At 70.4% G+C, this 24973-nt stretch carries 20 protein-coding genes; 12 read left to right on the top strand and 8 right to left on the bottom strand.

What is annotated here, in order from left to right; translation table 11 throughout:
* Positions 1 to 8 precede the first annotated feature (8 nt).
* On the top strand, positions 9 to 935 hold the full coding sequence (locus ACS5Q7_RS09840) for a metallophosphoesterase family protein (protein ID WP_478339393.1): 927 nt from the start codon (positions 9 to 11) through the stop codon (positions 933 to 935).
* Positions 936 to 938: 3 nt separating this feature from the next.
* On the opposite strand, the gene ACS5Q7_RS09835 is transcribed toward ACS5Q7_RS09840, so the two are convergent.
* Complete coding sequence (locus ACS5Q7_RS09835) at positions 939 to 1097, bottom strand: hypothetical protein (RefSeq protein WP_243954067.1); 159 nt, start codon at positions 1095 to 1097, stop codon at positions 939 to 941.
* A gap of 317 nt (positions 1098 to 1414) precedes the next feature.
* Between ACS5Q7_RS09835 and ACS5Q7_RS09830 the strand changes: the two genes are divergently transcribed.
* A complete protein-coding gene (locus ACS5Q7_RS09830) occupies positions 1415 to 2812 on the top strand; it encodes an amidase family protein (RefSeq protein ID WP_478339142.1) in 1398 nt (465 codons plus the stop codon).
* 3 nt (positions 2813 to 2815) lie between these two features.
* Here ACS5Q7_RS09830 and ACS5Q7_RS09825 read toward each other — a convergent pair whose 3' ends face one another.
* From ACS5Q7_RS09825 to ACS5Q7_RS09810, 4 genes are all read right to left on the bottom strand, one after another.
* Complete coding sequence (locus ACS5Q7_RS09825; RefSeq protein WP_478339141.1) at positions 2816 to 3946, bottom strand: M20/M25/M40 family metallo-hydrolase; 1131 nt, start codon at positions 3944 to 3946, stop codon at positions 2816 to 2818.
* A complete protein-coding gene (locus ACS5Q7_RS09820) occupies positions 3943 to 5424 on the bottom strand; it encodes a M81 family metallopeptidase (protein ID WP_478339140.1) in 1482 nt (493 codons plus the stop codon). The genes ACS5Q7_RS09825 and ACS5Q7_RS09820 overlap by 4 nt, the downstream gene beginning before the upstream one ends.
* A gap of 275 nt (positions 5425 to 5699) precedes the next feature.
* Positions 5700 to 8033 (bottom strand): penicillin acylase family protein, encoded by a 2334-nt coding sequence (locus ACS5Q7_RS09815; RefSeq protein WP_478339392.1) that lies wholly within the window; start codon positions 8031 to 8033, stop codon positions 5700 to 5702.
* Positions 8027 to 9571, bottom strand: a complete 1545-nt coding sequence (locus tag ACS5Q7_RS09810) for an acetolactate synthase large subunit (protein WP_478339391.1) — start codon at positions 9569 to 9571, stop codon at positions 8027 to 8029. The genes ACS5Q7_RS09815 and ACS5Q7_RS09810 overlap by 7 nt, the downstream gene beginning before the upstream one ends.
* A 204-nt stretch (positions 9572 to 9775) precedes the next feature.
* Here ACS5Q7_RS09810 and ACS5Q7_RS09805 point away from each other — a divergent pair, with 204 nt between their 5' ends.
* From ACS5Q7_RS09805 to ACS5Q7_RS09785, 5 genes are all read left to right on the top strand, one after another.
* The gene (locus tag ACS5Q7_RS09805) at positions 9776 to 11374 is read left to right on the top strand and encodes an ABC transporter substrate-binding protein (protein ID WP_478339139.1); all 1599 of its coding nucleotides are present in this window, start codon (positions 9776 to 9778) and stop codon (positions 11372 to 11374) included.
* Between the two features lie 16 nt (positions 11375 to 11390).
* Positions 11391 to 12776 (top strand): amidase, encoded by a 1386-nt coding sequence (locus ACS5Q7_RS09800; RefSeq protein WP_478339138.1) that lies wholly within the window; start codon positions 11391 to 11393, stop codon positions 12774 to 12776.
* A gap of 170 nt (positions 12777 to 12946) precedes the next feature.
* Entirely contained in the window at positions 12947 to 13585 is a 639-nt protein-coding gene (gene nthA / locus ACS5Q7_RS09795) for a nitrile hydratase subunit alpha (RefSeq protein ID WP_478339137.1), read from the top strand.
* Complete coding sequence (gene nthB, locus ACS5Q7_RS09790) at positions 13582 to 14241, top strand: nitrile hydratase subunit beta (RefSeq protein WP_478339136.1); 660 nt, start codon at positions 13582 to 13584, stop codon at positions 14239 to 14241. The genes nthA and nthB overlap by 4 nt, the downstream gene beginning before the upstream one ends.
* Positions 14238 to 14582 carry a nitrile hydratase accessory protein gene (locus ACS5Q7_RS09785; RefSeq protein WP_478339135.1) on the top strand — a complete coding sequence of 115 codons (345 nt, stop codon included), beginning with the start codon at positions 14238 to 14240 and terminating at the stop codon, positions 14580 to 14582. The genes nthB and ACS5Q7_RS09785 overlap by 4 nt, the downstream gene beginning before the upstream one ends.
* A 96-nt stretch (positions 14583 to 14678) precedes the next feature.
* On the opposite strand, the gene ACS5Q7_RS09780 is transcribed toward ACS5Q7_RS09785, so the two are convergent.
* Positions 14679 to 15545 (bottom strand): MBL fold metallo-hydrolase, encoded by an 867-nt coding sequence (locus ACS5Q7_RS09780; RefSeq protein ID WP_478339134.1) that lies wholly within the window; start codon positions 15543 to 15545, stop codon positions 14679 to 14681.
* 169 nt (positions 15546 to 15714) lie between these two features.
* Here ACS5Q7_RS09780 and ACS5Q7_RS09775 point away from each other — a divergent pair, with 169 nt between their 5' ends.
* From ACS5Q7_RS09775 to ACS5Q7_RS09760, 4 genes are all read left to right on the top strand, one after another.
* On the top strand, positions 15715 to 15945 hold the full coding sequence (locus ACS5Q7_RS09775) for a hypothetical protein (RefSeq protein ID WP_478339133.1): 231 nt from the start codon (positions 15715 to 15717) through the stop codon (positions 15943 to 15945).
* A gap of 80 nt (positions 15946 to 16025) precedes the next feature.
* Positions 16026 to 19451, top strand: a complete 3426-nt coding sequence (locus ACS5Q7_RS09770; protein ID WP_478339132.1) for an acyl-[ACP]--phospholipid O-acyltransferase — start codon at positions 16026 to 16028, stop codon at positions 19449 to 19451.
* Between the two features lie 19 nt (positions 19452 to 19470).
* Positions 19471 to 21507, top strand: a complete 2037-nt coding sequence (pbpC, locus tag ACS5Q7_RS09765; RefSeq protein WP_478339131.1) for a penicillin-binding protein 1C — start codon at positions 19471 to 19473, stop codon at positions 21505 to 21507.
* A 90-nt stretch (positions 21508 to 21597) separates the two neighbouring features.
* Positions 21598 to 22650 carry a cytochrome-c peroxidase gene (locus ACS5Q7_RS09760; RefSeq protein WP_478339130.1) on the top strand — a complete coding sequence of 351 codons (1053 nt, stop codon included), beginning with the start codon at positions 21598 to 21600 and terminating at the stop codon, positions 22648 to 22650.
* A gap of 132 nt (positions 22651 to 22782) precedes the next feature.
* Here the strand turns inward: ACS5Q7_RS09760 and ACS5Q7_RS09755 are convergent, their stop codons facing one another.
* The gene (locus ACS5Q7_RS09755; protein WP_478339129.1) at positions 22783 to 22944 is read right to left on the bottom strand and encodes a hypothetical protein; all 162 of its coding nucleotides are present in this window, start codon (positions 22942 to 22944) and stop codon (positions 22783 to 22785) included.
* Between the two features lie 250 nt (positions 22945 to 23194).
* Here ACS5Q7_RS09755 and ACS5Q7_RS09750 point away from each other — a divergent pair, with 250 nt between their 5' ends.
* Positions 23195 to 24247, top strand: a complete 1053-nt coding sequence (locus ACS5Q7_RS09750; protein ID WP_478339128.1) for a hypothetical protein — start codon at positions 23195 to 23197, stop codon at positions 24245 to 24247.
* 4 nt (positions 24248 to 24251) lie between these two features.
* On the opposite strand, the gene ACS5Q7_RS09745 is transcribed toward ACS5Q7_RS09750, so the two are convergent.
* Positions 24252 to 24968, bottom strand: coding sequence for a MarC family protein (locus tag ACS5Q7_RS09745; RefSeq protein ID WP_478339127.1), 717 nt, complete (start codon positions 24966 to 24968; stop codon positions 24252 to 24254).
* Positions 24969 to 24973 lie beyond the last annotated feature (5 nt).

The following is a 24973-nucleotide window of genomic DNA, read 5'->3' as shown; positions in this document are numbered from 1 at the left end:
TCGCCTTGATCTTCCGCCTCGCGCATCTCAGCGACCCGCATGTCGGCCCCCTGGGCCGCCCGCGCCTCAGCCAGCTGTTCGGCAAGCGCGCCACCGGCTACGCCAATTGGCGCCGGGGCCGCTCGCGCAGCCACGACATGGCGATTCTCTCGCTCCTCGTGACGGATCTGCGGGCGCAGGGTGCCGGGCACATCGCCTGCACCGGCGACCTCTGCAACATCGGCCTGCCGAGCGAATGGGCTACGGCCCGCGCGTTCATGGAGGCGCTCGGGCCACCCGAGGATGTGAGCCTCGTGCCCGGCAACCACGACGCCTATGTGCGCGGTTCGCTGGAGGGGCTACTCGACGCCTGCGGTGCCTACACGGCGGACGATTCAGGCACACAGGCCCATTTCCCCTATCTCAGGCGGCGGGGTCCCCTGGCGCTGATCGGCCTGTCGAGCGCCATTCCGACGAAGCCCTTCGTGGCGAGCGGGCGCCTCGGCCCGCCGCAACTCGCGGCGGCGGAAACGCTGCTGCGGGCGCTGGCCACCGAGCCGGGGCGGCCCTGCCGGGTGGTGATGATCCACCATCCGCCCCATCCGGGCGGTGCCTCGCCGGGGCGCGAATTGAAGGACGCCGCCGCCTTCACGGCGATGATCGGGCGGGTCGGCGCGGACCTGATCCTGCACGGCCACAACCACATCGCGAGCCTCGCCCGCATCGCAGGGCCGGGCGGGCGGATGGTCCCGGTGGTGGGCGTGCCCTCCGCCTCCGCCCTGCCGGACGGGCACGGCGCGCTGCCGGCGCGACGGGCCGGCTACATGCTGTTCGACATCGAGCGGGCCAACGACGGCTACGCCATCGCGGCCCGGCGGCGTGGCCTCGACGCCGCCGGAACGATGGCCGATCTCGGCCCCCTCGATCTGGGGCCGAGCGCGGACCTTTCGATGTGAGGCTCAGCCGGCGCTGGCGAGGACCGGGGCCTGCATCCGGGTGATGCTGGCCTCGTAGCGTTCGGCCTGGGCGCGGGTGAGCCCGCTCACCAGGGCCAGATTGCCGCGATAGACCGTGTAGGTGCCGTCGTGGGTCGGCTTGACGCGAATGGCTTCGGACATGGAAACCTGCCTCTTGCTGGAGAAAGCTGCCGCAGGGGTTCATGAGGCACCGCACCCGTTCTGGGCCGGCACCCGAGTCGGACGCGCATCAGACGAGCGAGGTTAGGCAAGAGCCGCTTGGACGCAAGGCCGTCCCGTGGTGAAGTACGGATGGCCGCGAATGTGCAGCGCGGGAACTTGTTGTACAAACACGCAATCCAGCATCTGCCCAAATTATCGGCAGCGTCGATGCATTTTGTATAAGTGAGCGCCAGCTCAATTTAGCCGGTTCAACGACGATACGAATCAGCCAAGTCGCGGAACATCGAGGTTCATTCATGCAATTCTGGCGCCTGTCCGCGACGGAACTCGCAAGCCGCATCCGAGCCGGCGACCTATCGGCCCGCGAGGTCGCCTCCGACGCGCTGGACCGTCTCGCAGCGGTGAACGGGGCGCTGAACGCCGTGGTGGATCACCGGCCGGAGGAGGTCCTGGCCGAGGCGGATGCGGTGGATGCCGCCCGCGCCCGGGGCGAAAAGCTGGGGCCGCTCGCCGGGCTGCCGGTGACGACCAAGGTCAACGCCGACCAGCGCGGCTTTCCCACCACCAACGGCCTTCGCCTCCAGAAGGACCTCGTGGCGAAGGATGACAGCCCCGTCGTCGCCAACCTCCGGCGGGCGGGGGCCGTACTGCTCGGGCGCACCAACACGCCGGCCTTCTCGCTGCGCTGGTTCACCACCAACAGCCTGCACGGCGAGACCAAGAACCCGCACGATCCCGGCCTGACGCCGGGCGGTTCCTCCGGCGGGGCGGGCTCCGCCGTGGCGGCGGGCATCGGCGCCATCGCCCACGGCACCGACATCGCCGGCTCGGTGCGCTACCCGGCCTATGCCTGCGGAGTCCACGGCCTGCGCCCGAGCTTCGGCCGCATCCCGGCGTGGAACGCCTCCTCGCCCGAGCGCGGGATCGGCCCGCAGCTCATGGCGGTCTCGGGTCCGCTCGCACGCAGCATCGGCGATATCCGCCTCGGCCTCGCCGCTATGGCCGCGCCGGATCCGCGCGATCCCTGGTGGGTGCCGGCGCCCCTCGAAGGCCCGCCCGTGCCGCGACGGGTCGCCCTGTGCCTGCGCCCTGGCGGCCTCGCCATCGTGCCGGAGGTCGAGGCGGCGTTGCACGACGCCGCCCGGCGCCTCGAAGCCGCCGGCTGGCAGGTCGAGGAGATCGCGGACACGCCGCCGATCCGCGAAGCGAACGACATTCAGCTGACCCTCTGGCTCGGAGACGGCTTCGCCGCCGTCCGCGCGGCGGCCGAGCGAGAGGGCGATCCGGCGGCGATCGGCCTGCTCGAGGCTTTCCGCCCGAGGGCCGAGGCTCTGGGGCCGGACGCGATCACCCAGGCGCTGACCCGCCGGGCGACCCTCATGCGGCAATGGTCGGTATTCCTGGCCGAGAACCCGGTACTGCTCGTGCCCGTCTCAGGCGAATTGCCGTTCCCGGACGGGCTCGACCGGACGCCGGAGGGCATCGCCCGCGCCTTCGAGGCGCAGTTGCTTCAGGTCGCCCTGGCGCCGCTCGGCATTCCCGCCCTCACGGTCACGACCGGCCTCGTCGGGCGGAGTCCGGTCGGCGTGCAGGTGGTCGCCGGCCGGTTCCGGGAGGATCTCTGCCTCGCGGCGGGCGAGGCCATCGAGGCCGGAGGCGTCCCGCCGATGCCGGTGGACCCGGCGGGCGCCTGAGCCTCAGGCGCCGAGGCGCATCAGTAGCCCCGCGAAGAGCGCCGCCCGGCTCGGCAGGGAGTCGATGAGGACGTGCTCCTCCAGGGTGTGGAAGCCGTGGCCGAGCACGCCGAGCCCGTCGAGCGTCGGAATGCCCATGGCTCCGGTGAAATTGCCGTCCGAGCCGCCGCCCGCGCTGCAATGGGTGAGCACCACACCGGCCTCGGCCGCGAGGTCCCTCGCCATGGCGTAGAGGGCGAGCGTCCCGGCATCCGGCTCCCAGACCGGCCGGGTGACGCCCCGGCTGACGGTGAAGCGCACGCCGTCCTCCTCGCCGGAGAGGGCGAGCATCCGCTCGACCACCCGGTCGAGGTCGGCTTGGCGCTTGGCCATGCTCAGCGCCTGCCCCCGGCAATGGGTGGGCACGCAATTCACCCATTGGCCGCCCGAGACGATGCCCGTCGAGACGGTGCAATCGGCATCCGTCAGCGCATCGATGGCGAGCACCTTGCGGGCCATGGCGCGGATGGCGGACCGCCCCTCGCCCGGTGACGAACCGGCGTGGCTCGGCCGACCGACCGCCTCCAAGTCGAACCGGGCGATGGCGTAGCGGCCCGTCACCACCCCGTCGCCGGGCTGGCCGGGCTCCGGCACGAGCACGTAGGAATGCCGCGACGCCTCGGCCTCGATCAGGTCGCGGGTTGCTGGGCTGCCGATCTCCTCGTCGCTGGTGAACAGCACCGTCACCGGCAGGGGCGTTTGCGCCCCGGCGGCGATCAGGGCGCGGAGCGCGGCGACCGCGATGACGTTGCCGCCCTTCATATCGAGGATGCCCGGCCCGTAGGCACGGTCGCCCTCGATCCGCCACGGCAGGCGCGAGAGCGTACCCATGGGATGGACCGTATCGAGATGGCCGAGGAGGAGGATGCCCTTCTCGTCGCGCCGCGGATGCGGGAAGCGGGCCCGCACGCAATCGCCGAGGCCCATCCGGCCGGGGATGGTCTCGACCTGCGCGCCGATCAGCGCGAGGTCGCGGGCGGCCAGTGCCATCATGCGGTTGACCGCACCCGCGTCGTAGGTCGGGCTCTCGCATTCCACCCAGGCGCGCAATTGCGCGAGAAGGGCATGGGTGTCGAAATGAGGGTCGCGATTCATCGGGCAGCCTCCGGGGCCGGGCCGGCGAAGGGATCGTCCACGCGCGGCCAGAAATTCGGGTCGCGCTTGGTGTAGGGAATCGCCCCGTAATCGGGCGGCACCGCGCCCGGCGCCGCGACGTAGCGCACGGTGGAAGCGATGGGGACGAAGCCGGCATAGAAGTGCTGCATCGATTTCACGACCACGATGCGCTTGTCATCGAGGGTCAGGCCCAGCCCGGTGAACGCGTCGGGTGCGAAGGGCTGCTGGCGCTTGTGGGTGAGCACGAGGTGGATGCCGTCCGCTTCCACCCAGGCGGCGGGGCCGAGATTGGCCCGCCCGCCGCTCAACCCGCCCTGGCTGTGATCGTCCGAGAGGCCGCGCACGGTGACGCGCAGGTCCACCGGATCGCCGGAGGTGACGCCGCACTTGCCGCCGACCCGCAGGGCGAAGGTCGCGCCGAGCCCCGCCTCGTGACAGATGCCGACCGCGCCGGGGTCCCAGATCATGCCGAGCGCCGCGCCCTTCACGCGGCGGGCGACGAGCCGGGCGAGGATCGCCGTGTTGTCTGAGGGGGCGCCGGCGCCCGCATTGTCGGCGGTGTCGGCCAGCACCATCGGCCGGGGATCGTCGGAGGCCAGCGCCGCATCGATGGCGGCGTCGATGCTGTCGAAGGCGGTCGAGGCTTCCACCCGCATCGCCCAGATCTCGGCGGCGAGTTGGTCGGCCAGCTTCTGGGCCTTCGCCATGTCACCATCGGCCACAACGAGCATCTTCGCCCCGACATCGGCCACATCGGCGTAAGGAAAGCCGTGTCCGAAGGAGACCGAGAGGATGCCGTCGCGGCCCTCCAGGTCGAGCATCCGGCGCACGAAGCCGGCGATGGGCTCGCGGGTGGTCTTCCACATGCTGACCATCCGGCAATCGGCATAGGCCATGACCGTGCGGATGCGCTTCTCGACGGTGCCGACGACCAGAGGATAGAGGTCGCGGGCGCGGTCCACGATGTCGGTGTGGGGATATTCCTTATAGATCACCACCACGTCGGCCTTGCGGCGCAGCGTCTCCGTGAGGTGGCAATGCAGGTCGAGCTCGACGCCGATGGTCACGTCCGGCCCGACCAGGGCGCGGACCCGCTCCACCGTGTCGCCCTCGCAATCGTCGTAGCCCTCGGCCACCATCGCCCCGTGCATGAAGAGCATCACGGCCTGGACCGGCATCGCGGCGCGGAGGTCATCGAGCAGGGTATCGCGCAACTCCTCATAGACGTCGCGCAGGGTGATCCCGCCGGGCTGGGCGAAGGTCGAGATGCTCTCGGCGACCTCGTGGCCGTCGGCCTCGGCCATCTCGCGCCACGCCTTCAGGCCGATATTGCTGAGGGAGGGCGGGGCCCGGGTGCCGTCGCGGCGGGAGTAATCGGCCAGGAACGCCGCGCGGCCGGTCGGCAGCGGGGCAAAGGTGTTGGTCTCGGTCGCAAGCCCGGCAATGAAGATCTTCAAGACTTATCCTTCGTCAACATTCTTGCAGGGTGTCAAACCCTCGACCCGTCATTGCGAGCGCGGCCACGCTAGAGCCGCACCCGAACGCGTTGGTTCAGCCAGCCTTCTCCAGATCTTCTCCTCATCCTGAGGTGCGGCGCAGCCGCCTCGAAGGAGGACTCCAGGGATCGCGCGGCAGGCTGGACCCCTCCTTCGAGGCCCGCTGACGCGGGCACCTCAGGATGAGGTGAGTGCGTGGGGGCCGCCTCACCATGATCAGTCGCTGCGCTAGCAAGTCACGCGCCTTCCTCCGGCGTGAGGAGGATCACCGTCCGCGTCGCCGCCGCGACGGCCTCCGGCGAGTACGGCATCGGCGCGTAGCCCTGCCGGGCCCAGACCTCTCCGAGGTCGCGGTAATGGGGATCGCGCGGGTCGCCGGATTGGCCGGGCACGTTCACGAAGACGGACGCGTCCCAGGCGCCAACATCGACCACCATGCGGAACGAGGCGCCGTTGGTGACGCGGAACGAATCCGTGCGGTACTCGGCGTGCATCACGCAGGCGCCTGCGCCGCCGAGGGGAAACGGCCCGACATCCCATCCCTCGTCCCCCCCGAGGGCCGATAGGGGATGGGCGAACAACGCTTGGTGGAGGCGGCCCCAGGCCCAGGTGGAGGCATCCGCGCCCATCAGCTTGCCACAGGTTGCCCAGGCGGCGGCGAGCGTCGTTTCGAGGAGCGCTCCGGGCCGCTCCATCGCTTCGAGCCGGTAGAGCAGGCTCTCCGTGTCGCCAGGTGGGATGAACGCGCGGACCTTCGCATCGGGCACCAGTTCCGCGATCAGCGCCGGCCGCAGATGGCGGACCCAGAGCACTTCCACCAGGGCGGCGGCGGCGCTGTTGGGGCCAAGCCGGCCGTCGAAGCCCTGCAGCAGATCCTGCGCGGCGCGGGCCTCGGCGCTCCCGGCCGGGACGGCGCAGGCGACACGCGCGATGCGCAGGGCCGGCTCCGAGACGACATCGGCCTGCAACGCCTGCGAATCGGCCAGCGAGTGCCTGTCCTGCGAACCCAGCACCGCGCGCAGACGCGTGGCCCGCCACGGCTCGTGCCACTCGAAGCCGACCTTTTTGTCTTCGGCCGGGTAGCCCGGCGGTAGGTTCATCTCGTTGGCGGTGGCGAACCAGCCCTCGGCGGGATCGATGGCGCGGGGCAACTCGTCCGCATCGAGGAAGCCCGCCCAGTCGAACCGTCCGTCGCCCGGCACCGGCAGGAGACCGTCATGGCCCGGCCGGCGCGGCGCCTTGCCGGCCATGAACCACGCGATCCGCCCGTCCCGGTCGGCATAGAGCTGGTTCACCGATGGCGCCGACCAGTGCCGCAGGGCGTGCCCGAACGCCTCGGGGGTCTTCGCGTCGAGATAGGCGAGGCTGCCGAGATAGGCCGCCGAGCCCGGCGCGGACCACACCGTGGCCAGCGCGAAGGCGCGGTGCGCATCCTCCGCGATCACCGGCCGATGGCGGGTGAAGGCGAGCGAGACGATCTCGTCCGGCCCGCCGCGCACGGGGATCGCTTCATCGACGCGCGCGATCCGCTCCCAGCCCTCGCCGTGGCGGATCAGGTCGGGATCGTCCGCGTGCTTCTCGCAGACGAACAGATCCTCCTGATCCATCGGCGCGATGGTCAGGCTGAAGGCGGCGTGGCCGTTATGGCCGATGGAGATGCCGGGCAGCGCCGGCTCGCCCGCGCCGATCACGTCGAGGCCCGGGGCCGTGAGGTGGACGGCGTAACGCAGCGACGGGTTCAGATAGATCCGGTGCGGATCGCTCGCGAGGATCGGCCGCCCGGTGGCGGTGCGGCCGGGGCCGATGACCCAGTTGTTCGAGCCCTCGCTCGGCTCCGGCGGCGGGGCGCTTTGCCGCCCGACGGTGCCCTGCGCATCGACCTTCGACCACGCCCAGGCCTCCTCGCGGCTGGCGTCCAACCGTGCGGGGCTGAACTGCACCTGCGCGGTGGCGAGGCGGAACAGGTCGAGGAGGTCGTCGGGCCAGTCCGAGGCGTCGAGGCCGTCCGGCACGATGGGATCATGCGGCGGGTACAGGCGCTTGCGCAGGTCGTCGGTAACGTGATCGCCGCCGAGGGCGAGCACCTTCGCGCGGGCAACCTCGGAGAGGACGTTGCGCACGAGGCCGTGGCTACGGATGCGCACCACGTCCTCCGGCGCCCAGCGGGCGGGGCGCGTGCCCATCCGGCCGAACTCGGGCGGCAGACGCTCCGGCCGCGCCTCGGTCAAGGCGATGTAGGCGTTGAGCCCGCCGACGAAGGCCGTGACGATGGCTTTCGTGTCCTGCGGGCCGTAGGCGGCCCATTCGGCGGCCATGTCGCCCCGGTAGAGGAACAGGCGCGCGGCCCTGTCCTGCGCGAGGTAGCCCGGCCCGAAATCCGCCGCGAGCAAGCCGAGGCCGCGCTTGCGCCACAGGTCGAGTTGCCACAGCCGGTCGCGGGCGGCGTTGAAGCCCTGGACGCGGTAGGCGTCGAGGGCGCTTCCCGCCCGGATATGGGCGAGGCCCGATGCGTCGATCCGGATCTCCGCCGGCCCGGAGAGGCCGGACAGGACGAAGGATTGGCTCACAATACGACCTCGATGAGGTACGGCCCCTTCTCCGCGAGACCGTGCTTCAGGGCGTCGATGAACTCCGGCAGGGTCTCGACCCGCCGCCCGTCGACGCCGAAGCCGCGCCCGAGCGAAACCCAATCGATGGCGGGATCGTCGAGGCTCAGCATCCCGATGGCCTTCGGCCCGGGATTGTGCGCGCCGACATTGGCGAGTTCGCCGCGCAGGATCGCGTAGGCGCGGTTCGACCAGACGATGGTCACCACGTCGAGGCGCTCGCGGGCCTGCGTCCACAGCGCCTGGACCGTGTAGAGGCCGCTGCCATCCGCCTGGAGGTTGATGACCTTGCGGCCCGGCGCACCGATGGCGGCGCCGGTCGCCATCGGGATGCCGACGCCGATGGCGCCGCCGCTGAGTTGCAGCCATGAATGCGGGGCGCTCGCCTTGGTCAGCCCGAAGAAGTTGCGCCCCGTGGTCAGCGACTCGTCGCAGATCACCGCACCCTCGGGGATCAGCGCGCCGAGGACGGCGCCGATGGCGTCCTGCTCCAGGCGCTCGGAGGTGGGGATCTCCGGCCGGCGTCCGAGATCGGGGAGGGCGCCCTCGGGCGCGTTCACCGCCTCGGCCAGCCGCTCGAGGGCGTCGATCTGGTCCTGCTCCGGCGTCGCCAGCGTCAGGGTCGTGCAGCCCTCGGGAGCCAGCAGGCTGGGCTTGCCGGGATAGGCGAAGAAGCCGACCGGCTGGGTCGCGCCGATCAGGATGACGTGGCGGAAGCCCTTCAACGCGTCGATGGCCTGATCGATCGGATAGGGCAGGCGCTCGATCGGCACGGTGCCGACGCCCCGGTCGATGCGGGAATTCGAGGTCATGGCCAACAGCTTCGCGCCGGTCTTGCGGGCGATGCGGTCGGCGATCACCCGGCCCTCCTTGCGCACCGCCTGGTCGCCGAGGTGGAGCAGCACCGGCTCACCGCTCGCGAGCAGCTTCGCCGCCTCGCGGATCGCCTCGTCCTCGGCGCGGGCGCGCTCGGGGATCGGCGGCACGGCGGCGACGCCGGTGCCGGGATCCCAAGCCGTGTTGGCGGGCAGGATCAGCGTCGCGACCTGCCCCGGCGCGGTACGGGCAGCGGCGATGGCGTCGGCGCCGTCGCGGCCGATCTCCCCGGCGCTCATCCCCGTGCGCACCCAGGCCGACATCGGCCGGGCCAGCCCCTCGATGTCCGAGGTCAGCGGCGCATCGTATTGCCGGTGGTAGGTGGCGTGCTCGCCGACGATGTTGACGAGCGGCGAGCGCGCCCGACGGGCATTGTGCAGGTTGGCGAGGCCGTTCGCGAGGCCGGGGCCGAGATGCAGCAGTGTCGAGGCCGGCTTGTCGGCCATGCGGGCATAGCCGTCCGCCGCGCCCGTGGCGCCGCCCTCGAACAGGCAGAGCACGCAGCGCATCCCCTCGACCCGGTCGAGGGCGGCGACGAAGTGCATTTCCGACGTACCGGGATTGGTGAAGCAGACCTCCACCCCACCCGCCACCAGGGTGCGCACCAGACTTTCGGCGCCGTTCATCGGCGCAGCCGCCGCCTCATTCGTCGGTTCAGCCACGCCAATCCTCCCAGCACGCTTCAATTCCACTCATCGTGGCACGGTGAGGCGTCGGCGCAAGGGGCCTTCGACGCAACCTGAACACGTATGGCCCTGCGGCGTCATCGGTCCTCCTGGCGCGGGTCTTGCCCCGGCGCGGCGTCAGCCACGGTTTCCGGACACCCCACGATGTTCCCTCGACGGACTGCCTTCGCGCTCACCGCCAGCCTCGCCCTCGCCGCGCCCGCGCAGGCCGAGAGCGTGCTGCGCATCGCCATGACGGCCACCGACGTGCCCACCGCCACCGGCCTGCCGAACAACGGCTTCGAGGGCATGCGCTTCATGGGTTATCCGATCTTCGAGGGCCTCACGCAGTGGGACCTCACGCAGACGGACAGGCCGTCGGGCATCAAGCCGGCCCTCGCCCAGAGCTGGGAGCAGGACGCCGCCGACGGGCGCGTCTGGACCTTCCACCTGCGCCCGGGCGTGAAGTTCCACGACGGCACGGCCTTCGATGCGAACGCCGTGGTGTGGAACCTCGACCGCTTCTTCAAGAACGACAGCCCGCAATTCGAGGCGCAGGCGGCGGGCATCTCCCGCGCGCGGGCGCCCCTGGTCGCGAGCTACCGCAAGATCGACGACGCGACGGTGCAGATCACGACCACGCAGGTCGCCTCGTACTTCCCGTACATGGTCGTGTACCTCCTGTTCACCTCGCCCCAATCCTTCGAGAAGGCGGGCCGTGACTGGACCAAGGTGCCCGCCCTGCCGGCCGCCGGCACCGGCCCGTTCAAGATCGTGAAGGTCTCCCCACGCGAATCCGTCGATCTCGCCCGCAACCCCGACTATTGGGATGCCGGCCGCATGGCGAAGGTCGACCGCATCCGCCTGATGCCGATCCCGGAGGCGAATGCCCGCGTCGCCGCCCTGCGCTCGGGGCAGGTCGACTGGATCGAGGTGCCGGCCCCGGACGCGATCCCGTCGCTCAAGCAGGCCGGCTTCACCATCACGACGGGCTCCTACCCGCATGTCTGGCCGTGGATCTTCAACATCGCCGCCGCCAACAGCCCGCTGAAGGACGTGCGCGTGCGGCAGGCGCTGAATTACTGCGTCGACCGCGAGGGGATCGTCACCCTGCTCAACGGAACCGCCGAGCCCGCCTCGGGGTGGCTCAACGACAAGGACCCGAATTTCGGCAAGCCGGAGAACCGCTACGTCTCGAACCCGGCCAGGGGCAAGAAACTCCTGGCCGAGGCGGGCTACGGGCCGAGCAAGCCCCTGTCCCTGAAGGTGATGGTCTCGTCCTCGGGCTCGGGCCAGATGCTGCCCATGCCGATGAACGAGTACCTTCAGGAGAACCTGAAGCAGTCCTGCGATGTGGACGTGTCGTTCAACGTGGTCGAATGGCAGGTGCTGCTCAACGCGAGCCGGCTCCTGCCCGATTCGGGCAACCTGCAGGGTTCGAACGCGCTGAACGTCTCCTCGCCGTCTTCCGACGCGGCGGTGATGGAGCGGTATTTCTCCTCGTCCCGGTTCCCGCCGGGCGGCTTCAACTTCCCGAACTGGAAGGACGACAGGTTCGACGCGGCGCTCAAGGCGCTCGCGGAGACGAAGGACCAGAAGGTGATCGACGCGCAGACGCAGATCGCGCACGAACGCCTCGTGGACAATCCGCCCTGGCTCTACATCGTCCACGACCTGAACCCGCGCGCCATGTCGAAATCGGTGAAGGGCTTCGTCTCGCCGCAATCCTGGTTCGTCGATCTCACCCGCGTCAGTGTCCAGTGAGCGGTCGGAGCCCATCATGACCGAACTCCACACCCTTCCGGCCGCCGTCCTCGCCCGCGAGATCGCCGCGCGGAAGCTCTCGCCGGTCGATTGCGTCGAGGCGATGCTCGGCCGGATCGCGCGGCTCGAGCCGAAGCTCCAGGCCTTCACGGAGGTCTTCGCGCAGGATGCCCGGCTGGCCGCCGAGGGCGCCGACAGGGCGATCCGCTCAGGCCACGCGGTGGGCCCGCTCCACGGCGTCCCCGTGGTGCTGAAGGACCTGATCGACCTCGACGGCCGGATCACCATGGGCGGCTCGGCCGCCCACCGGACCCGCCGCGCCGTGCGCACGGCCACCGTGGCGCGCAGGCTGATTGCGCAGGGCATGATCGTGCTGGGCAAGACCCATACGGTCGAGTTCGCCTATGGCGGCTGGGGCACGAACCCGCATCTCGGCACGCCCTGGAACCCCTGGGACCTCCAGGTGCAGCGCGTGCCGGGAGGATCATCGAGCGGCACGGGGGTCGCGGTCGCGGCGCGGCTCGCGCCTTGGGGCATCGGCACCGATACCGGCGGTTCGGTGCGCCTGCCGGCCTCGTTCTGCGGCCTTACCGGGCTCAAGGTCACCGTGGGGCGGGTCTCGACCTACGGGATCGTGCCGCTCTCCGCGACCCTCGACACGCCCGGCCCCCTGGCCCGCACCGTCGAGGACGTCGCCCTGCTCTACGAAGCGATCTCGGGGCGGGACCCCCTCGATCCGGTGACGAGGGGCATCGTCCCGGCCGAGCCCTGGACCACGCTCGGCCGAGGTGTCCGGGGCCTGCGCCTCGCGCGGATGCCGGATGCCGAGCGCGAGGGCGTCGCGCCGGAGATGCTGGCCGCCTACGATTCCGCGCTCTCCTGCCTCGCGGGGGAGGGCGCCGAGATCGTGGACGTCGCCCTCCCGTTCCGGTTCGCGGATTTCGTGGCGATGAGCGACATCACCAACGCGGAGGCCTATTTCGAGAACGGGGCGCTCGCGGAGGATGCGGCCTCGCCGCTGGGCGACGCGGTGCGGGCGCGCATCCTGGCGGGCGCCCATGTCTCGGCCCAGACCTACCTGCACACGCAGCGCCGCCGCACGGCGATGAAGGCCCAATTCGCGGCGGCGATGAACGGGATCGACGCCCTGCTCACACCGTCGACCGAATGCGCGGCGATTCCCGTGGCCGAGGTGGACGAGGGGCATGTGCCCTCGCGCTTCACCCGCTTCGGCAACCTGCTCGACCTCTGCGCCCTGTCGCTTCCCTCGGGCTTCACGGCCGGCGGGTTGCCGCTGTCCCTTCAGATCGCGTGCCGAGGCTACGACGAGGCCATGGCTCTGCGCATCGGCCAAGCCTACCAGCGCGCCACCGAGTGGCACCTTCGCCAGCCGGATCTCTGACGATGCCGCGCCCGGCGAGGAGCGTCGCGCGGGCGCGGCGCTTCACCGGACCGATCTGACAGCCGATCCGGTCAGCCGCCGCAACGGATTGGCCGGATCGACCCGGAGGAATTCGTTTCGGGGTGGCTTCGCGCGAGCCGGGGGTGCATCCTCGTGGCGCGAGGCTCAGCATGACGCACGACCATCATCACGATCATGATCACCCGCACGGGAGCGAACTCACCCCCGTCGAAGCGCGGGTGCGGGCTCTGGAGTCGCTGCTCGTCGAGAAGGGCTACGTGCAGCCCGCCGCCCTCGATGCCCTGGTCGAGATGTACGAGACCAAGGTCGGCCCCCATCTCGGCGCCCGCGTCGTCGCCCGCGCCTGGACCGATGCCGCCTATCGCGAACGGCTCCTGAAGGACGCCACGCCGGCCATCGCCGAACTCGGCATCGGCGGGCGCGGCGGCGAGCATATGGTCGTGATCGCGAACACACCCGAGGTGCACAACATGGTCGTGTGCACCCTCTGCTCCTGTTACCCCTGGCCGGTGCTCGGCCTGCCGCCCGTCTGGTACAAGGCCCCGGCCTATCGCGCCCGCGCCGTGATCGATCCGCGCGGCGTGTTGAGCGATTTCGGCGTCGGCATCCCCGAGACCACGCGGATCACCGTGTGGGATTCCACCGCCGAGACACGCTTCATGGTGCTGCCGATGCGGCCCGCCGGCACGGATAGTTTTTCGGAAGAGGCGCTCGCCGCCCTCGTCACCCGCGACGCGATGATCGGCACCGGCCTGCCGCTCTCGCCCGGCGCGGAGATCAGGCCATGAACGGCGCGCAGGATCTGGGCGGCGCGCACGGCTTCGGGCCGGTGCGGCCGGAGCCGAACGAGCCGGTCTTCCATGCGGAATGGGAGAAGCGCGTCTTCGCCCTGGCGATGGGGATGGGGTTCACGGGCGCGTGGAACCTCGACGGAAGCCGCGCCACGCGGGAATCGCTGCCGCCCGCGCAGTATCTGGCGTCGAGCTATTACGAGATCTGGCTCGAAGCGCTGGAAGCACAGATCCTCGCGAATGGCCTCGCCACGCGGGAGGAGATCGCCACCGGCCGTGTGGCCGAGCCGCCCAAGCCCGTGGCCCGCGTGCTCACCGCCGACATCCTCGAACCGCGCTTCCGGGCGGGCTTCCCGAGCGACCGGGCGCCCGAGGGGCCGGCGCGTTTCGCCATCGGCGACGAGGTAATCGCGAAGGTGATGAACCCGGCCGGGCACACGCGCCTGCCGCGCTATATCCGGGGCCGGCGCGGAGTGGTCGAGGCGATCCACGGCGCCTTCGTCTTCCCCGACACCAACGCCTACGGACAGGGCGAGAACCCGGTCTGGCTCTACACGGTGGGCTTCGCGGCGTCGGACTTGTGGGGGCCGCAGGCCGATCCCGGCGGGCGCGTCACCATCGCGGCCTTCGAACCCTATTTCGACCCGGCATGAGCGCGCTGCGTCCGCAGGGGCCGTTCTCCGCGCCGTGGGAGGCGCAGGTGTTCGCCCTGGTCGTCTCGCTGCAGGAGGCGGGCCTGTTCACCTGGGGCGAATGGGCCGATGCGCTCGGCCGCACGATCCGGCCCGAGGGGGAGGGCGAGCAGGCCGCCGATTACGGCCGCTGGCTGGAGACGCTGGAACGCCTCCTCGCCGAGCGCGGCGTCACGGACGGCGCGAGCGTCGCGGCACGTGCCGAAGCTTGGTTGCGCGCGGCCCACGCGACGCCCCACGGCCAGCCCATTCTTTTGGAGAACGACCCGGAGCACCACGCTCGTCCGTCATTGCGAGCCTAGCGAAGCAATCCAGGGCAGCGCGACGCGCCCGAATGGTGCGGCTCCCTGGATTGCTTCGCTGCGCTCGCAATGACGGGGTGTGAGCGGAACCGCGCTCTACTTCCGCAGCTCGTCCAGCGGCACCGGATAGGCGTGCGGCCTCGTCGCGAGCATCGCATCGATCAGCGCCAGCACCTCGGCGCGGCCGCAATTGGCGGCGGGTTCGAAGGGCGTCCAAGTCTGGGTGAAATCGAGCCGCGCGAACACGTCGCGGTAGTGGCGTAGCTCGTTGATCGTCAGCGGGACGCCGCGCACGAAGGCCTTGTGCGCCGAGATCGTCCGCGCCCGGCGGAAATCCTGTGGGTCGAGTTCGAACTTCAAGGCGTCGCCGCAGAAGCAGATCCTGCGCTTGCGGTCGAACAGCACGGCGTGCCCGTCGAAATGCCCCGCCGTGCGGTGCAATTCGAGGCCTGGCAGCGGTTCGAGGAAGTCGTCGTAGGGCCAGCTCACCTGAAGCGCGGCGCTCCACGTGAAGTCCGCGGCGGGCAAGCAGAGTTCCGGGTCGAACCGATCCTGCAACTGGACCAGCGCCCCATAGGAATGCGGATGCGAGGCCGAAAGGATCTGCATCCCGCCGAGACGGGCGATCTGGTCGAGCGCCGCCTCGCTGAAGACCGGGCAGCCCTCGAAACCCATGTTCCCGGCCTCGGTCTGGATCAGGTAGGCGGAGGGACCGATCCCCGAGACCGGCTCGTTCCAGAAACGCCACACGCCCGGCTCCAATTCCTGCCAATGGCAAGGGAAGGCGTCCTGCGCCTCCGATTCGGTGCGGAAGCGCCAGCCGTCCTGCGGCACCACGTGGCGCGCGTCGAGGCACATCGGGCACGCGGCGGGCGTCTCGAAATGCCGCTGCCAGAACCCGCAATTGTCGCAGGTGTAGGCGGGCAGCTTCAGGGCGCCCGCGAAGGGCAGGTATCCGGGCATCGTGTCGCGTCCTCCGCCCTCACGCAGCGGTGAGCGCACCGCCTGAAACTGTCCCCGCCCGGCCCGGTTTCCAGACCACGCCGCGACATCGCCGTCCGGATCGGCCGCTCGACGCCGGCCCCGAACCAGGACACAGTACGGCCTCGGTGCGGATGGGAGACCCCCGCCCATGACGACAGCACGCACGATTCGGCTTCCATTCGACCGGTGGCCCATCGATCCCTGGCCCCGCGCCTCCCTCGGCGAGCGGACGGCGGTAGGCTCGGTGCTGATCCTCCTCCTGGCGCTGCCCTGCGTGGCGGCGGCAGTGGCGGTGGTGCTCATCGCGATCCTGACGCAGCACGCCTACCGCTCCTACGAGGCCGGCGCGATGCTGCGGGCACGGCTCATCCGCCGCTGAGGAAAAACAGTCTCGGGTCACGCAGGATTTGACCTTGGCGCCAAGCCTGGGTCAGTCATGGCGCGAGGCCGGAGACCACCATGTTCCGTTCGTTGATGACCGCGCGGCGTTTCGCGTCGCTATTCTGGTGCCAGTTCTTCTCGGCCTTCAACGATAATTTCCTGAAGAACGCGCTCGCCTTCCTCATCCTGTTCGGGATCGGGGGCCAGGCCGGAGCCTCCGAGGAGGGCCATGCCGGCGTGCTCGTCACCCTGGCGAGCGCGGTGTTCATCGGCCCGTTCTTCATCCTGTCGGGTCTCGGGGGCCAATGGGCCGACCGCTACGACAAGGCACTGATGGCCCGGCGCCTCAAGTTCGCGGAGATCTTCGCGGCAGGCTGCGCGGTCGCGGGCTTCCTTCTCCATTCCGTGCCGGTGCTGTTCGTGGCGCTCGGCCTGTTCGGGACGATCGCGGCCCTGTTCGGCCCGATCAAGTACGGCATCCTGCCCGATCACCTGCGCCGGGAAGAACTGCCCGCCGGCAACGCCCTGGTCGAGGCCGCGACCTTCCTCGCCATCCTGCTGGGCACCATCGCGGCGGGCACCGCCTCGGCCATGGGCGGCTCGGGCGCTCTGTTCGCCGCCCTCGTCATGGTCTTCGCCGTGCTGTGCTGGCTCTCCGCGCGGATGATCCCCGCGACGGGGGAGGGCGCGCCGGACCTGAAGGTCGATCCCAACATCGCCCGCTCCACCGCGAGCCTGCTGCGCGACCTCTGGGTCGATACGCGGCTGTGGCGCGGCTCGCTCATCGTGAGCTGGTTCTGGCTCGTCGGCGTGGTGGTGCTGTCGCTGCTGCCGGTGATGGTGCGCAACGCCTTCAACGGCACCGAGACGGTCATCACCCTGTTGCTGGCGACCTTCTCCATCGGCATCGCCCTGGGCTCTGGCCTCGCCTCCTGGCTCGCCAGCGGGCGGATCGTGCTGCTGCCGACGCCGGTCGGCGCGGTGCTGATGGCCGTGTTCGGCTTCGATCTCGCCTGGACGGTCTCGCACCTGCCGCCGGTGCCGGCCGAGGCCATCGGCCCCTCCGCGTTTCTCGCGACCGGCCACGGCCTGCGCACGGTCATCGACTTCCTCGGCCTCGCCGTGGCGGGCGGGCTCTACATCGTGCCGTCCTTCGCGGCGGTTCAGGCCTGGGCCGACAAGGCGATGCGCGCCCGCATCATCGGTGCGGTGAACGTCATCACCGCCGCCTTCATGGTCGGCGGCACGCTGGCGCTGGCGGCACTCCAGGCGGCGGGCCTGTCGATGGCGAGCCTGCTGGCCCTCGTGGCTGTGCTGAACCTCGTCGTCGGCGCGGTGGTGCTCGCCACCCTGCCGACGAGCCCGTTCCGGGACGCGATCTCGATCCTGTTCCGGGCCTTCTACCGCCTGGAGGTGCGCGGCCTCGACAACATCGAGAAGGCCGGGCCGAACTGCATCGTGGCCCTCAACCACGTCTCGTTCCTCGATGCGCCGCTCGCCCTGTCGCTCCTCGATCAGGAGCCGGTCTTCGCCATCGACAGCGGCATCGCCAAGCGCTGGTGGGTGAAGCCCTTCCTCAAGATGACGAAGGCGATGCCCCTCGATCCGACGCGGCCGCTCGCCACCCGCACGCTCATCAATGCCGTGCGCTCCGGCGAGACGCTGATCATCTTCCCCGAGGGGCGGCTTACCGTCACCGGCAGCCTGATGAAGGTCTATGACGGGGCCGGGCTCATCGCGGACAAGTCCGGCGCCATGGTGGTGCCGGTAAAGATCGACGGCCTTGAGCAGACAATCTTCTCGCGCCTGTCCCGGCGGCAGGTACGCCGCCGCTGGTGGCCCAAGGTGATTGTCACCATCATGCCACCCGTGCGGCTTACGATCGACCCGGCGCTGAAGGGCAAGACCCGGCGGCAGGCGGCGGGCGCGGAGCTCTACGACGCGATGTCCGAGTTGCTGTTTCGCACGGCCGAGATCGACCGTGGGCTGATGGCTGCCCTGATCGATGCGGGCGACAGCCACGGCTGGCGGCGCAACGCCCTGGAGGATCCCGTCACCGGGCGGCTGACCTACGGGCGGCTCGTGATGGCGGCCAACATCCTCGGCCGCAAGCTGATGCCCTACGCCCCCGAGGGCGGGCGCATCGGGCTGATGCTGCCCAACGCCAACGGCACGGTGGTGACGTTCTTCGCCCTGGCCTCGGCGGGGCGGGTGCCGGCGATGATCAACTTCTCGGCGGGGCCGAAGAACGTGCTCTCGGCCTGCGCCACGGCGGAGGTGTCCACGGTTCTGACCTCCCGCGCCTTCATCGAGAAGGGCCGCCTTGGCACCCTCGTGGAGGCGATGAAGGACAAGGTGAAGCTCGTCTACCTCGAGGATCTGCGCGCCACGATCACGACGGCGGATAAGATCCGCGGCTTCCTCGCCCCCCGCAAGCCGCTGGTGAAGCGCGGCGGCGAGGATCCGGCCGCGGTGCTGTTCACCTCCGGCAGCGAGGGCACGCCCAAGGGCGTCGTGCTCGCCAACCGCTGCATGCTCGCCAACGTGGCGCAGGTGGCGGCGCGGATCGATTTCGGGCCGATGGACAAGGTGTTCAACGTGCTGCCGGTGTTCCACGCCTTCGGGCTCACCGCCGGCACGGTATTGCCCCTGGTCTCCGGCGTGCCGGTCTATCTCTATCCGTCGCCGCTGCATTACCGGATCGTGCCGGAGCTCATCTACGGCTCGAACAGCACCGTGCTGTTCGGGACGGACACGTTCCTCACCGGCTATGCCCGCGCGGCCCATTCCTACGATCTGCGCTCTTTGCGCTACGTCGTGGCCGGCGCCGAGGCGGTGAAGGACACGACACGCCGGACATGGCTCGAAAAGTTCGGCCTGCGCATCCTCGAAGGCTACGGCGTCACCGAGTGTGGGCCGGTGGTCGCCCTCAACACGCCGATGTTCAACCGCTTCGGCACGGTGGGCCGCATCCTCCCCGGCATCGAGATCCGGCTCGATCCCGTGCCGGGCATCGACGAGGGCGGGCGCCTCGTCCTGCGCGGGCCGAACATCATGCTGGGCTACCTGAAATCCGATCAGCCCGGCCGCTTGCAGCCGCCGCCGGATGGCTGGCACGATACCGGCGACATCGTCACCATCGATGCGGAGGGTTTCGTGACCATCCGGGGCAGGGCCAAGCGCTTCGCCAAGGTCGCGGGCGAGATGGTCTCCCTGGCCGCCGTCGAGGCGCTGGCCTCGGAACTGTGGCCCGACCGCCTGAGCGCCGTCTCCGCCGTGCCGGATGCGCGGAAGGGCGAGCGGCTGGTGCTGTTCACCCAGGCGAAGGAGGCGACCCGCGCCGCCTACCAGAGCTTCGCCAAGGGCAAGGGCGCCTCGGACGTCTCGATCCCCGCAGAGGTGGTGGTGCGCGAGGACATCCCCCTGCTCGGCGCCGGCAAGATCGATCTCGTCGCCCTCGATAAACTCGCCCGGGAGCGCGCCGACGCCCCCGAGGCCGCCTGACGCGGAAGGGGGCCAGGGCATGGGCAGGCTACGGCTCCCCATCCTGGCCCTCGGCCTCGCCCCGCTCCTCGGCCTCGCGGCGCTCATCGCGTATGCCCTGTCCCTGCCGCCCCTGGACCTGACCGCCGCACGGGCGCGCTCGGTGGTCGTGCTCGACAGGGCAGGCGACCTGTTGCGCCCCTTCGCGACGGCGGATGGCCGCTGGCGCCTTCCGGTGAGCGCCGGGTCGGTCGATCCGCGCTACCTCGCGATGCTGCGCGCCTACGAGGACAGGCGCTTCGACCGCCATGCCGGCATCGACCCCGCCGCCGTCGCGCGGGCGGCGCTCCAGGGCCTGCGCCACGGGCGCATCGTCTCCGGCGGCTCGACCCTGTCGATGCAGGTCGCCCGCCTCGTGGAGCCGCGGGCGCAGCGCTCGGTGGCCGCGAAGCTGCGGCAGGCGGTGCGGGCGGTGGGCCTGGAACGCCGGCTCGGCAAGGCACAGGTGCTCGACCTCTACCTCGCCCTCGCGCCGTTCGGCGGCTCACTGGAGGGCGTGCGCGCGGCGAGCCTCGCCTATTTCGGCCGCGAGCCCGCCCGGCTCACTGTGGCGCAGGCGGCCCTGCTCGTGGCCTTGCCGCAATCGCCCGAGACCCGCCGGCCCGACCGCTTCCCCGAGCGGGCCAGGGCGGCGCGGGACCGGGTGATTGGCATCGCCCAGGCGCGCGGGCTCCTCACCGCCGACGAGGCGGCACAGGCGTGGGCGGAGCCCGTCCCGCATGGCCGCCGCCCCTTCCCGATGATCGCCGCCCACGCCGCCGAGGAGGCGGTCGCCGCCGAACCGTCGAACCCGGTGATCCGCCTGAGCCTCGACGGGCGGCTACAGGCAAGCCTCGAAGCGCTGGCCACGGAGCGGGCCGCCTCGGCGGGGCCGGTGCTGTCGGCGGCCATCGTGGTGCTCGACAACCGCGACGGACGCCTTCTCGCGCAGGTTGGCAGCGCCGGCTACCTCGACGCGAGCCGGCGGGGGGCCATCGACATGACCCGCGCCATCCGCTCGCCGGGCTCGGCGCTAAAGCCCTTCGTCTACGCCATGGCATTCGAGGCCGGGCTCGCCCATCCCGAGACGCTGATCGAGGACCGGCCCTCGCGCTTCTCCGCGAGCTACGCGCCGGAGAATTTCGACCTCACCTTCCAGGGCACGGTCAGCGCCCGGCGGGCCCTGCAACTCTCCCTCAACGTACCGGCCGTTGCACTGATGGAGGCGGTGGGGCCGGCGCGCTTCGTCGCGCATCTGCGCGCGGCGGGGGCCGACCTGCGCCTGCCCCGTGAGGCAGCGCCCGGCCTGCCGGTGGCCCTGGGCGGCCTCGGCCTCACCCTCACCGACCTCGCCCGGCTCTATGCCGGCCTCGCCCGGGAGGGGCGGATGCCGCCCCCGATGGAGGCCAAGCGAATCGCGGGGGATGTGGCGGCGTGGTACGTCACCGACATCCTGCGCGGGACACCGCCGCCGGACAACGCCCTGCCGAACCGCATCGCGTACAAGACCGGCACCTCCTTTGGCTATCGGGATGCCTGGGCGGTGGGATTCGACCGGCGCGTCACCATCGCCGTCTGGGCCGGGCGGGCGGACGGGGCCGCCGTGCCGGGTCTTGTCGGGCGGGTGGTCGCGGCGCCGATCCTGTTCGATGCCTTCGCCCGCTTCGGCGGCGAACCGGCCTTCGGCCCGCGCCCGGCCGAGGCTTTGGTCGCCGCCAATTCCGCCCTGCCGCCGCCCCTGCGCCGTCTCGCGCGGGACGAGGCGCCAGAAGGCGCGCCCATCCTCCGGATCGCCTTCCCCCCCGATGGCGCGCGCGTCGATCTGGGCCTGTCCGCGCAGGGCGGCAGGGCGGGGGAGGGCGTGGTCCTCAAGGCGGCCGGCGGCGTGCCGCCCCTCAACTGGATGGTCGACGGCTTGCCGGTCGACCGCACGATCAGGCGGCAATCGACCTGGGTGCCTGAGGGCGCCGGGTTCGCGCGGATCTCGGTCCTCGATGCGACGGGCGCCAGCGACAGCGTTGCCGTGCGTGTGGAATGATTGACGCATGCCAAGGTCAAGAACGGTTTACTGTGTACTTCCGCACCTTCTTCACCAATTCGCAACCTCGCTTTGCATAACCTCAACTGTATGTTGTGCAGGTTGAGGACATACGGCGCTGCCGCTGCGGCGCTCGCGGCTCTCGCAGCCGCTGCCGGTCCCGCCGGGACCGCGGAGGACGACCGCCGCGCCGTGTGGCGGGCCGCCTACCGGCCACCCTCCGCGATTCCCTTCCCGGAGGACAATCCGTACACCCCTGCCAAGGCGGATCTCGGCCGCAGGCTGTTCTTCGATCCGATCCTGTCCGGCGACAACAACCGCGCCTGCGTTTCCTGCCACAGCCCCGATCTCGCATGGGCGGACGGGCGCCCGCGGGCCGCCACGCTGGCGGGCAGCGACATGGACCTACGCACGCCCACCCTGCTGAACGTCGCGTGGCAGGACGGGCCGATGGGGTGGGACGGCAAGTTCCGCACCCTCGAAGTGGTGGCTCGCACGCCGATCACCGGCATCGGCAACATGAACCTCAAGATCCCCGAGGCGGTGAAGCGGCTGTCGGCGGACGAGAGCTACCGCGAGGCCTTCGCCGCCGCCTTCGGCGATCCGGCCGTCAGCGCCGAGCGTCTGGATGCGGCGCTCGCGACCTTCCAGCGCCTGATCGTCGCCGGCAAGGCGCCGTTCGACCGTTGGATCGGCGGCGACGAGGCGGCGATCCCCGAGGCCGCCAAGCGCGGCTTCGACCTGTTCAACAGCCGCGCGGGATGCTCCGGCTGCCATTCCGGCTGGTCCTTCACCGACAACTCGTTCCACGACATCGGCTCCGCCACCGGGGGCGATATCGGCCGAGGCCGGCTGATGCCGAGTTCGGTCGCCCTGCGCTACGCCTTCAAGACGCCGACCCTGCGCGAGATCGGCAAGCGGGCGCCCTATATGCATGACGGCTCGGTGGCGACGCTCGAAGCGGTCATCGACCTCTACGACAAGGGCGGGATCGAGCGGCCGAGCCGCTCCCGGCAGATCAAGCCCCTGAACCTCACGGCCGACGAGAAGGCCGACCTTCTCGCCTTCCTCGGCACGCTCACCGCCGACAGTGATCGGGACGAGACCTCGGCGGTCTTCCCGCCGGTGGCGCCGACGCCCTGACAGGGCTCGCCCGTCATTGTCCGGGTGAGACGCGGAATGAGCCGAGTTTCCCCGAAAACGCTCTGAGTTCGCGATGACGGATCGCGTATAGGGCCGCTCCGGTCCGATGGCGAAGGGGCGGTTGCGGCTTCCTCAGTGGAAGACCGTCAGCCCCGAGCCGAGCAGAACCAGCCCCGACACCAGGAACACGCCGCTTGAGGTCTCGAAGGCATCGGCGCGCAGGCCGGCGGACGGCGCGTGAGCCGCGAGGACCACGCCAAGGCAGAGGCTGAAGGCACTCGCCAGTCCGACCATGAACGAATTCTCCGCAAGGCGCTCCGGTTGCCCCGGCGCGACCGTGACGGCCACGCTAAGCGCGAAGCCTTAACCGCAAGCTTCCGACGGCCGTTCCTCACAGGCTGGGGATGAAAGGGGGCGGGCTCCTGGAGCACGGAATCCACAGCGTTAACCTTTCAGTCAGACTTGTTAACAAACGCTTAGCGTACCTGAGGTGAATCGATTTAAATTCATTTCATAGAGCACGGCCGATTTGGGCGAGGGTCTAATGCAGTCCCGATGGAAGTTGGTTTCTGGTCATCTTCCGCCCATTGCCCTGGCGGTCCCTTTGAGCCTAGCCCTCGCGGGCGAGGCCAGCGCGCACGTGAAGTGGTTCTGCGCCTACGATGTCTCGGGCCAGCCGCGCGGACTTGAGAACGTTCTGTGCCTCAACTTCGAATGGCTGGTGGCCTTGGCCCTGGCCTGCCTGATGTTCGGGTGCCTCGCCGAGGGCACGCCGCTGGGCACCGCCCTGCTCAACGCCCTCGACCGGGTGACGAGCCGCATCCGCACCGACACCGAGCTTCTGGTGCGCGCCACGGTCGGGTTCTTCTTCGTCTCGCTCTGGGGCCTCGGCGGCATCATCCTGACGCCGGAATTGAAGACCGACGTCGCCTGGATCCCATGGTTCCAGCTCGCCCTCGCCGGATGCCTGATCTGGCGCAGGACGATGCCGCTCACCGGCCTCGGGATCGTGTTCCTGTTCTCCTACGCCACTGCGCAATACGGGCTGTTCCACCTCGCGGACTACCCGGTGTTCCTGGGCGTCGCCACCTACCTGATCCTGCGCGGTCTCGACGTCTCGCCCTACGGCATCCGCCCCCTCGACATCGTCCGCTGGACCGCCGCGATCACCCTGATGTGGGCCTCGGTCGAGAAGTGGGCCTACCCGCAATGGACCGACCCGCTGATCGCGGCCAAGCCCTCCATGACGATGGGCGCGAGCCCCGAGCTCTTCATGCAGGCGGCCGGCGTCATCGAGTTCACCCTCGCCTTCGCCCTGGTCTGGACCCCGCTGGTCCGTCGCACCGCTGCCCTGATCCTCGCCGGCGTGTTCATCTCGGCCGTCTTCGAGTTCGGCAAGATCGACGCCATCGGCCATTCGGGCATCATCGTGGTCCTGCTCGGCATCGCCGCCGACGATGTGCGGGCCAAGGTCCGGGTCCGCGACACGGTGCTCGCCCCGGCCTGGTACGCCGCCTCCCTCGCGGGCTTCCTGCTGCTCTACTATCTCGGCCACGCCGCGATGTATGGCGGGTTCTCGGAACTGCCGGTGATCTGATCCCTCAGCGCGACCGGCCGAACGACGGGAAGGCATCGTTCAGGCCGGTCAGCAGGATCTGCGTCCCGACGCAGAGCAGCAGGAAGGCGAAGAGGCGCCCGAGCACCCGCGCCCGCGCCGGACCGATCAGGGCCACCACCCGGTCCGCCGAGCCGTAGACCAGGGCGACGATCAGGGCGACGCCGAGCGCCGCCAGCGTCACCCCGGTGTAGAAGCCGATCCTGTCGGCCAAGGCTTCGGGACGGCTCGCCCCCAGGGTGATCGCCACGGCGATGGTGCCGGGGCCGGTGGTGAAGGGCAGGGTGAGGGGGAAGAAGGCGATCTCGGCGAGCGAGCCGGAGGGCGCCTCCACCGGCAGATCCTGCGCCCGCTTCTCCCGCGAACCCGACGCCTCGGCCTGCTTGCGGGCCTCCCGCGCCTCCGGCCGGTTCAACTGCGTCCAAGCCGACGACATCACCACCAGCCCCCCGGCGATGCGCAGGGCGGCGAGGCTGACGCCGAAGAAATTGAGGATCGGCGTGCCCGCCCAGAGGGCGCCGAGCATGATCATCGCCGCGTAGACGCCGATCCGGCGCGACAGCAGGACCCGCTCGGCATGGCTGAAGCCGCCCGCCACCTGCGCGAAGATGAGCGAGCCGCCGATCGGATTGACGATGGCGATCAGGCCCGAAAAGGCCAGCAGGAAATGCTGGATCGTGGAATCGACGTTCACCCTGCCCATCCTCC

The sequence above is a fragment of the Methylobacterium sp. Gmos3 genome (assembly GCF_056430985.1).
This window is presented reverse-complemented; position numbering and strand designations above follow the sequence as displayed.

Bases quoted from the DNA above. Each gene is read 5' to 3' on its own strand.
- ACS5Q7_RS09835 (WP_243954067.1), bottom strand. From the start codon at position 1,097: ATGTCCGAAGCCATTCGCGTCAAGCCGACCCACGACGGCACCTACACG.
- ACS5Q7_RS09830 (WP_478339142.1), top strand. From the start codon at position 1,415: ATGCAATTCTGGCGCCTGTCCGCGACGGAACTCGCAAGCCGCATCCGA.
- ACS5Q7_RS09825 (WP_478339141.1), bottom strand. From the start codon at position 3,946: ATGAATCGCGACCCTCATTTCGACACCCATGCCCTTCTCGCGCAATTG.
- ACS5Q7_RS09810 (WP_478339391.1), bottom strand. From the start codon at position 9,571: ATGAACGGCGCCGAAAGTCTGGTGCGCACCCTGGTGGCGGGTGGGGTG.
- ACS5Q7_RS09805 (WP_478339139.1), top strand. From the start codon at position 9,776: ATGTTCCCTCGACGGACTGCCTTCGCGCTCACCGCCAGCCTCGCCCTC.
- ACS5Q7_RS09800 (WP_478339138.1), top strand. From the start codon at position 11,391: ATGACCGAACTCCACACCCTTCCGGCCGCCGTCCTCGCCCGCGAGATC.
- nthA (WP_478339137.1), top strand. From the start codon at position 12,947: ATGACGCACGACCATCATCACGATCATGATCACCCGCACGGGAGCGAA.
- nthB (WP_478339136.1), top strand. From the start codon at position 13,582: ATGAACGGCGCGCAGGATCTGGGCGGCGCGCACGGCTTCGGGCCGGTG.
- ACS5Q7_RS09785 (WP_478339135.1), top strand. From the start codon at position 14,238: ATGAGCGCGCTGCGTCCGCAGGGGCCGTTCTCCGCGCCGTGGGAGGCG.
- ACS5Q7_RS09780 (WP_478339134.1), bottom strand. From the start codon at position 15,545: ATGCCCGGATACCTGCCCTTCGCGGGCGCCCTGAAGCTGCCCGCCTAC.
- ACS5Q7_RS09775 (WP_478339133.1), top strand. From the start codon at position 15,715: ATGACGACAGCACGCACGATTCGGCTTCCATTCGACCGGTGGCCCATC.
- ACS5Q7_RS09770 (WP_478339132.1), top strand. From the start codon at position 16,026: ATGTTCCGTTCGTTGATGACCGCGCGGCGTTTCGCGTCGCTATTCTGG.
- pbpC (WP_478339131.1), top strand. From the start codon at position 19,471: ATGGGCAGGCTACGGCTCCCCATCCTGGCCCTCGGCCTCGCCCCGCTC.
- ACS5Q7_RS09760 (WP_478339130.1), top strand. From the start codon at position 21,598: ATGTTGTGCAGGTTGAGGACATACGGCGCTGCCGCTGCGGCGCTCGCG.
- ACS5Q7_RS09755 (WP_478339129.1), bottom strand. From the start codon at position 22,944: ATGGTCGGACTGGCGAGTGCCTTCAGCCTCTGCCTTGGCGTGGTCCTC.
- ACS5Q7_RS09750 (WP_478339128.1), top strand. From the start codon at position 23,195: ATGCAGTCCCGATGGAAGTTGGTTTCTGGTCATCTTCCGCCCATTGCC.
- ACS5Q7_RS09745 (WP_478339127.1), bottom strand. From the start codon at position 24,968: ATGGGCAGGGTGAACGTCGATTCCACGATCCAGCATTTCCTGCTGGCC.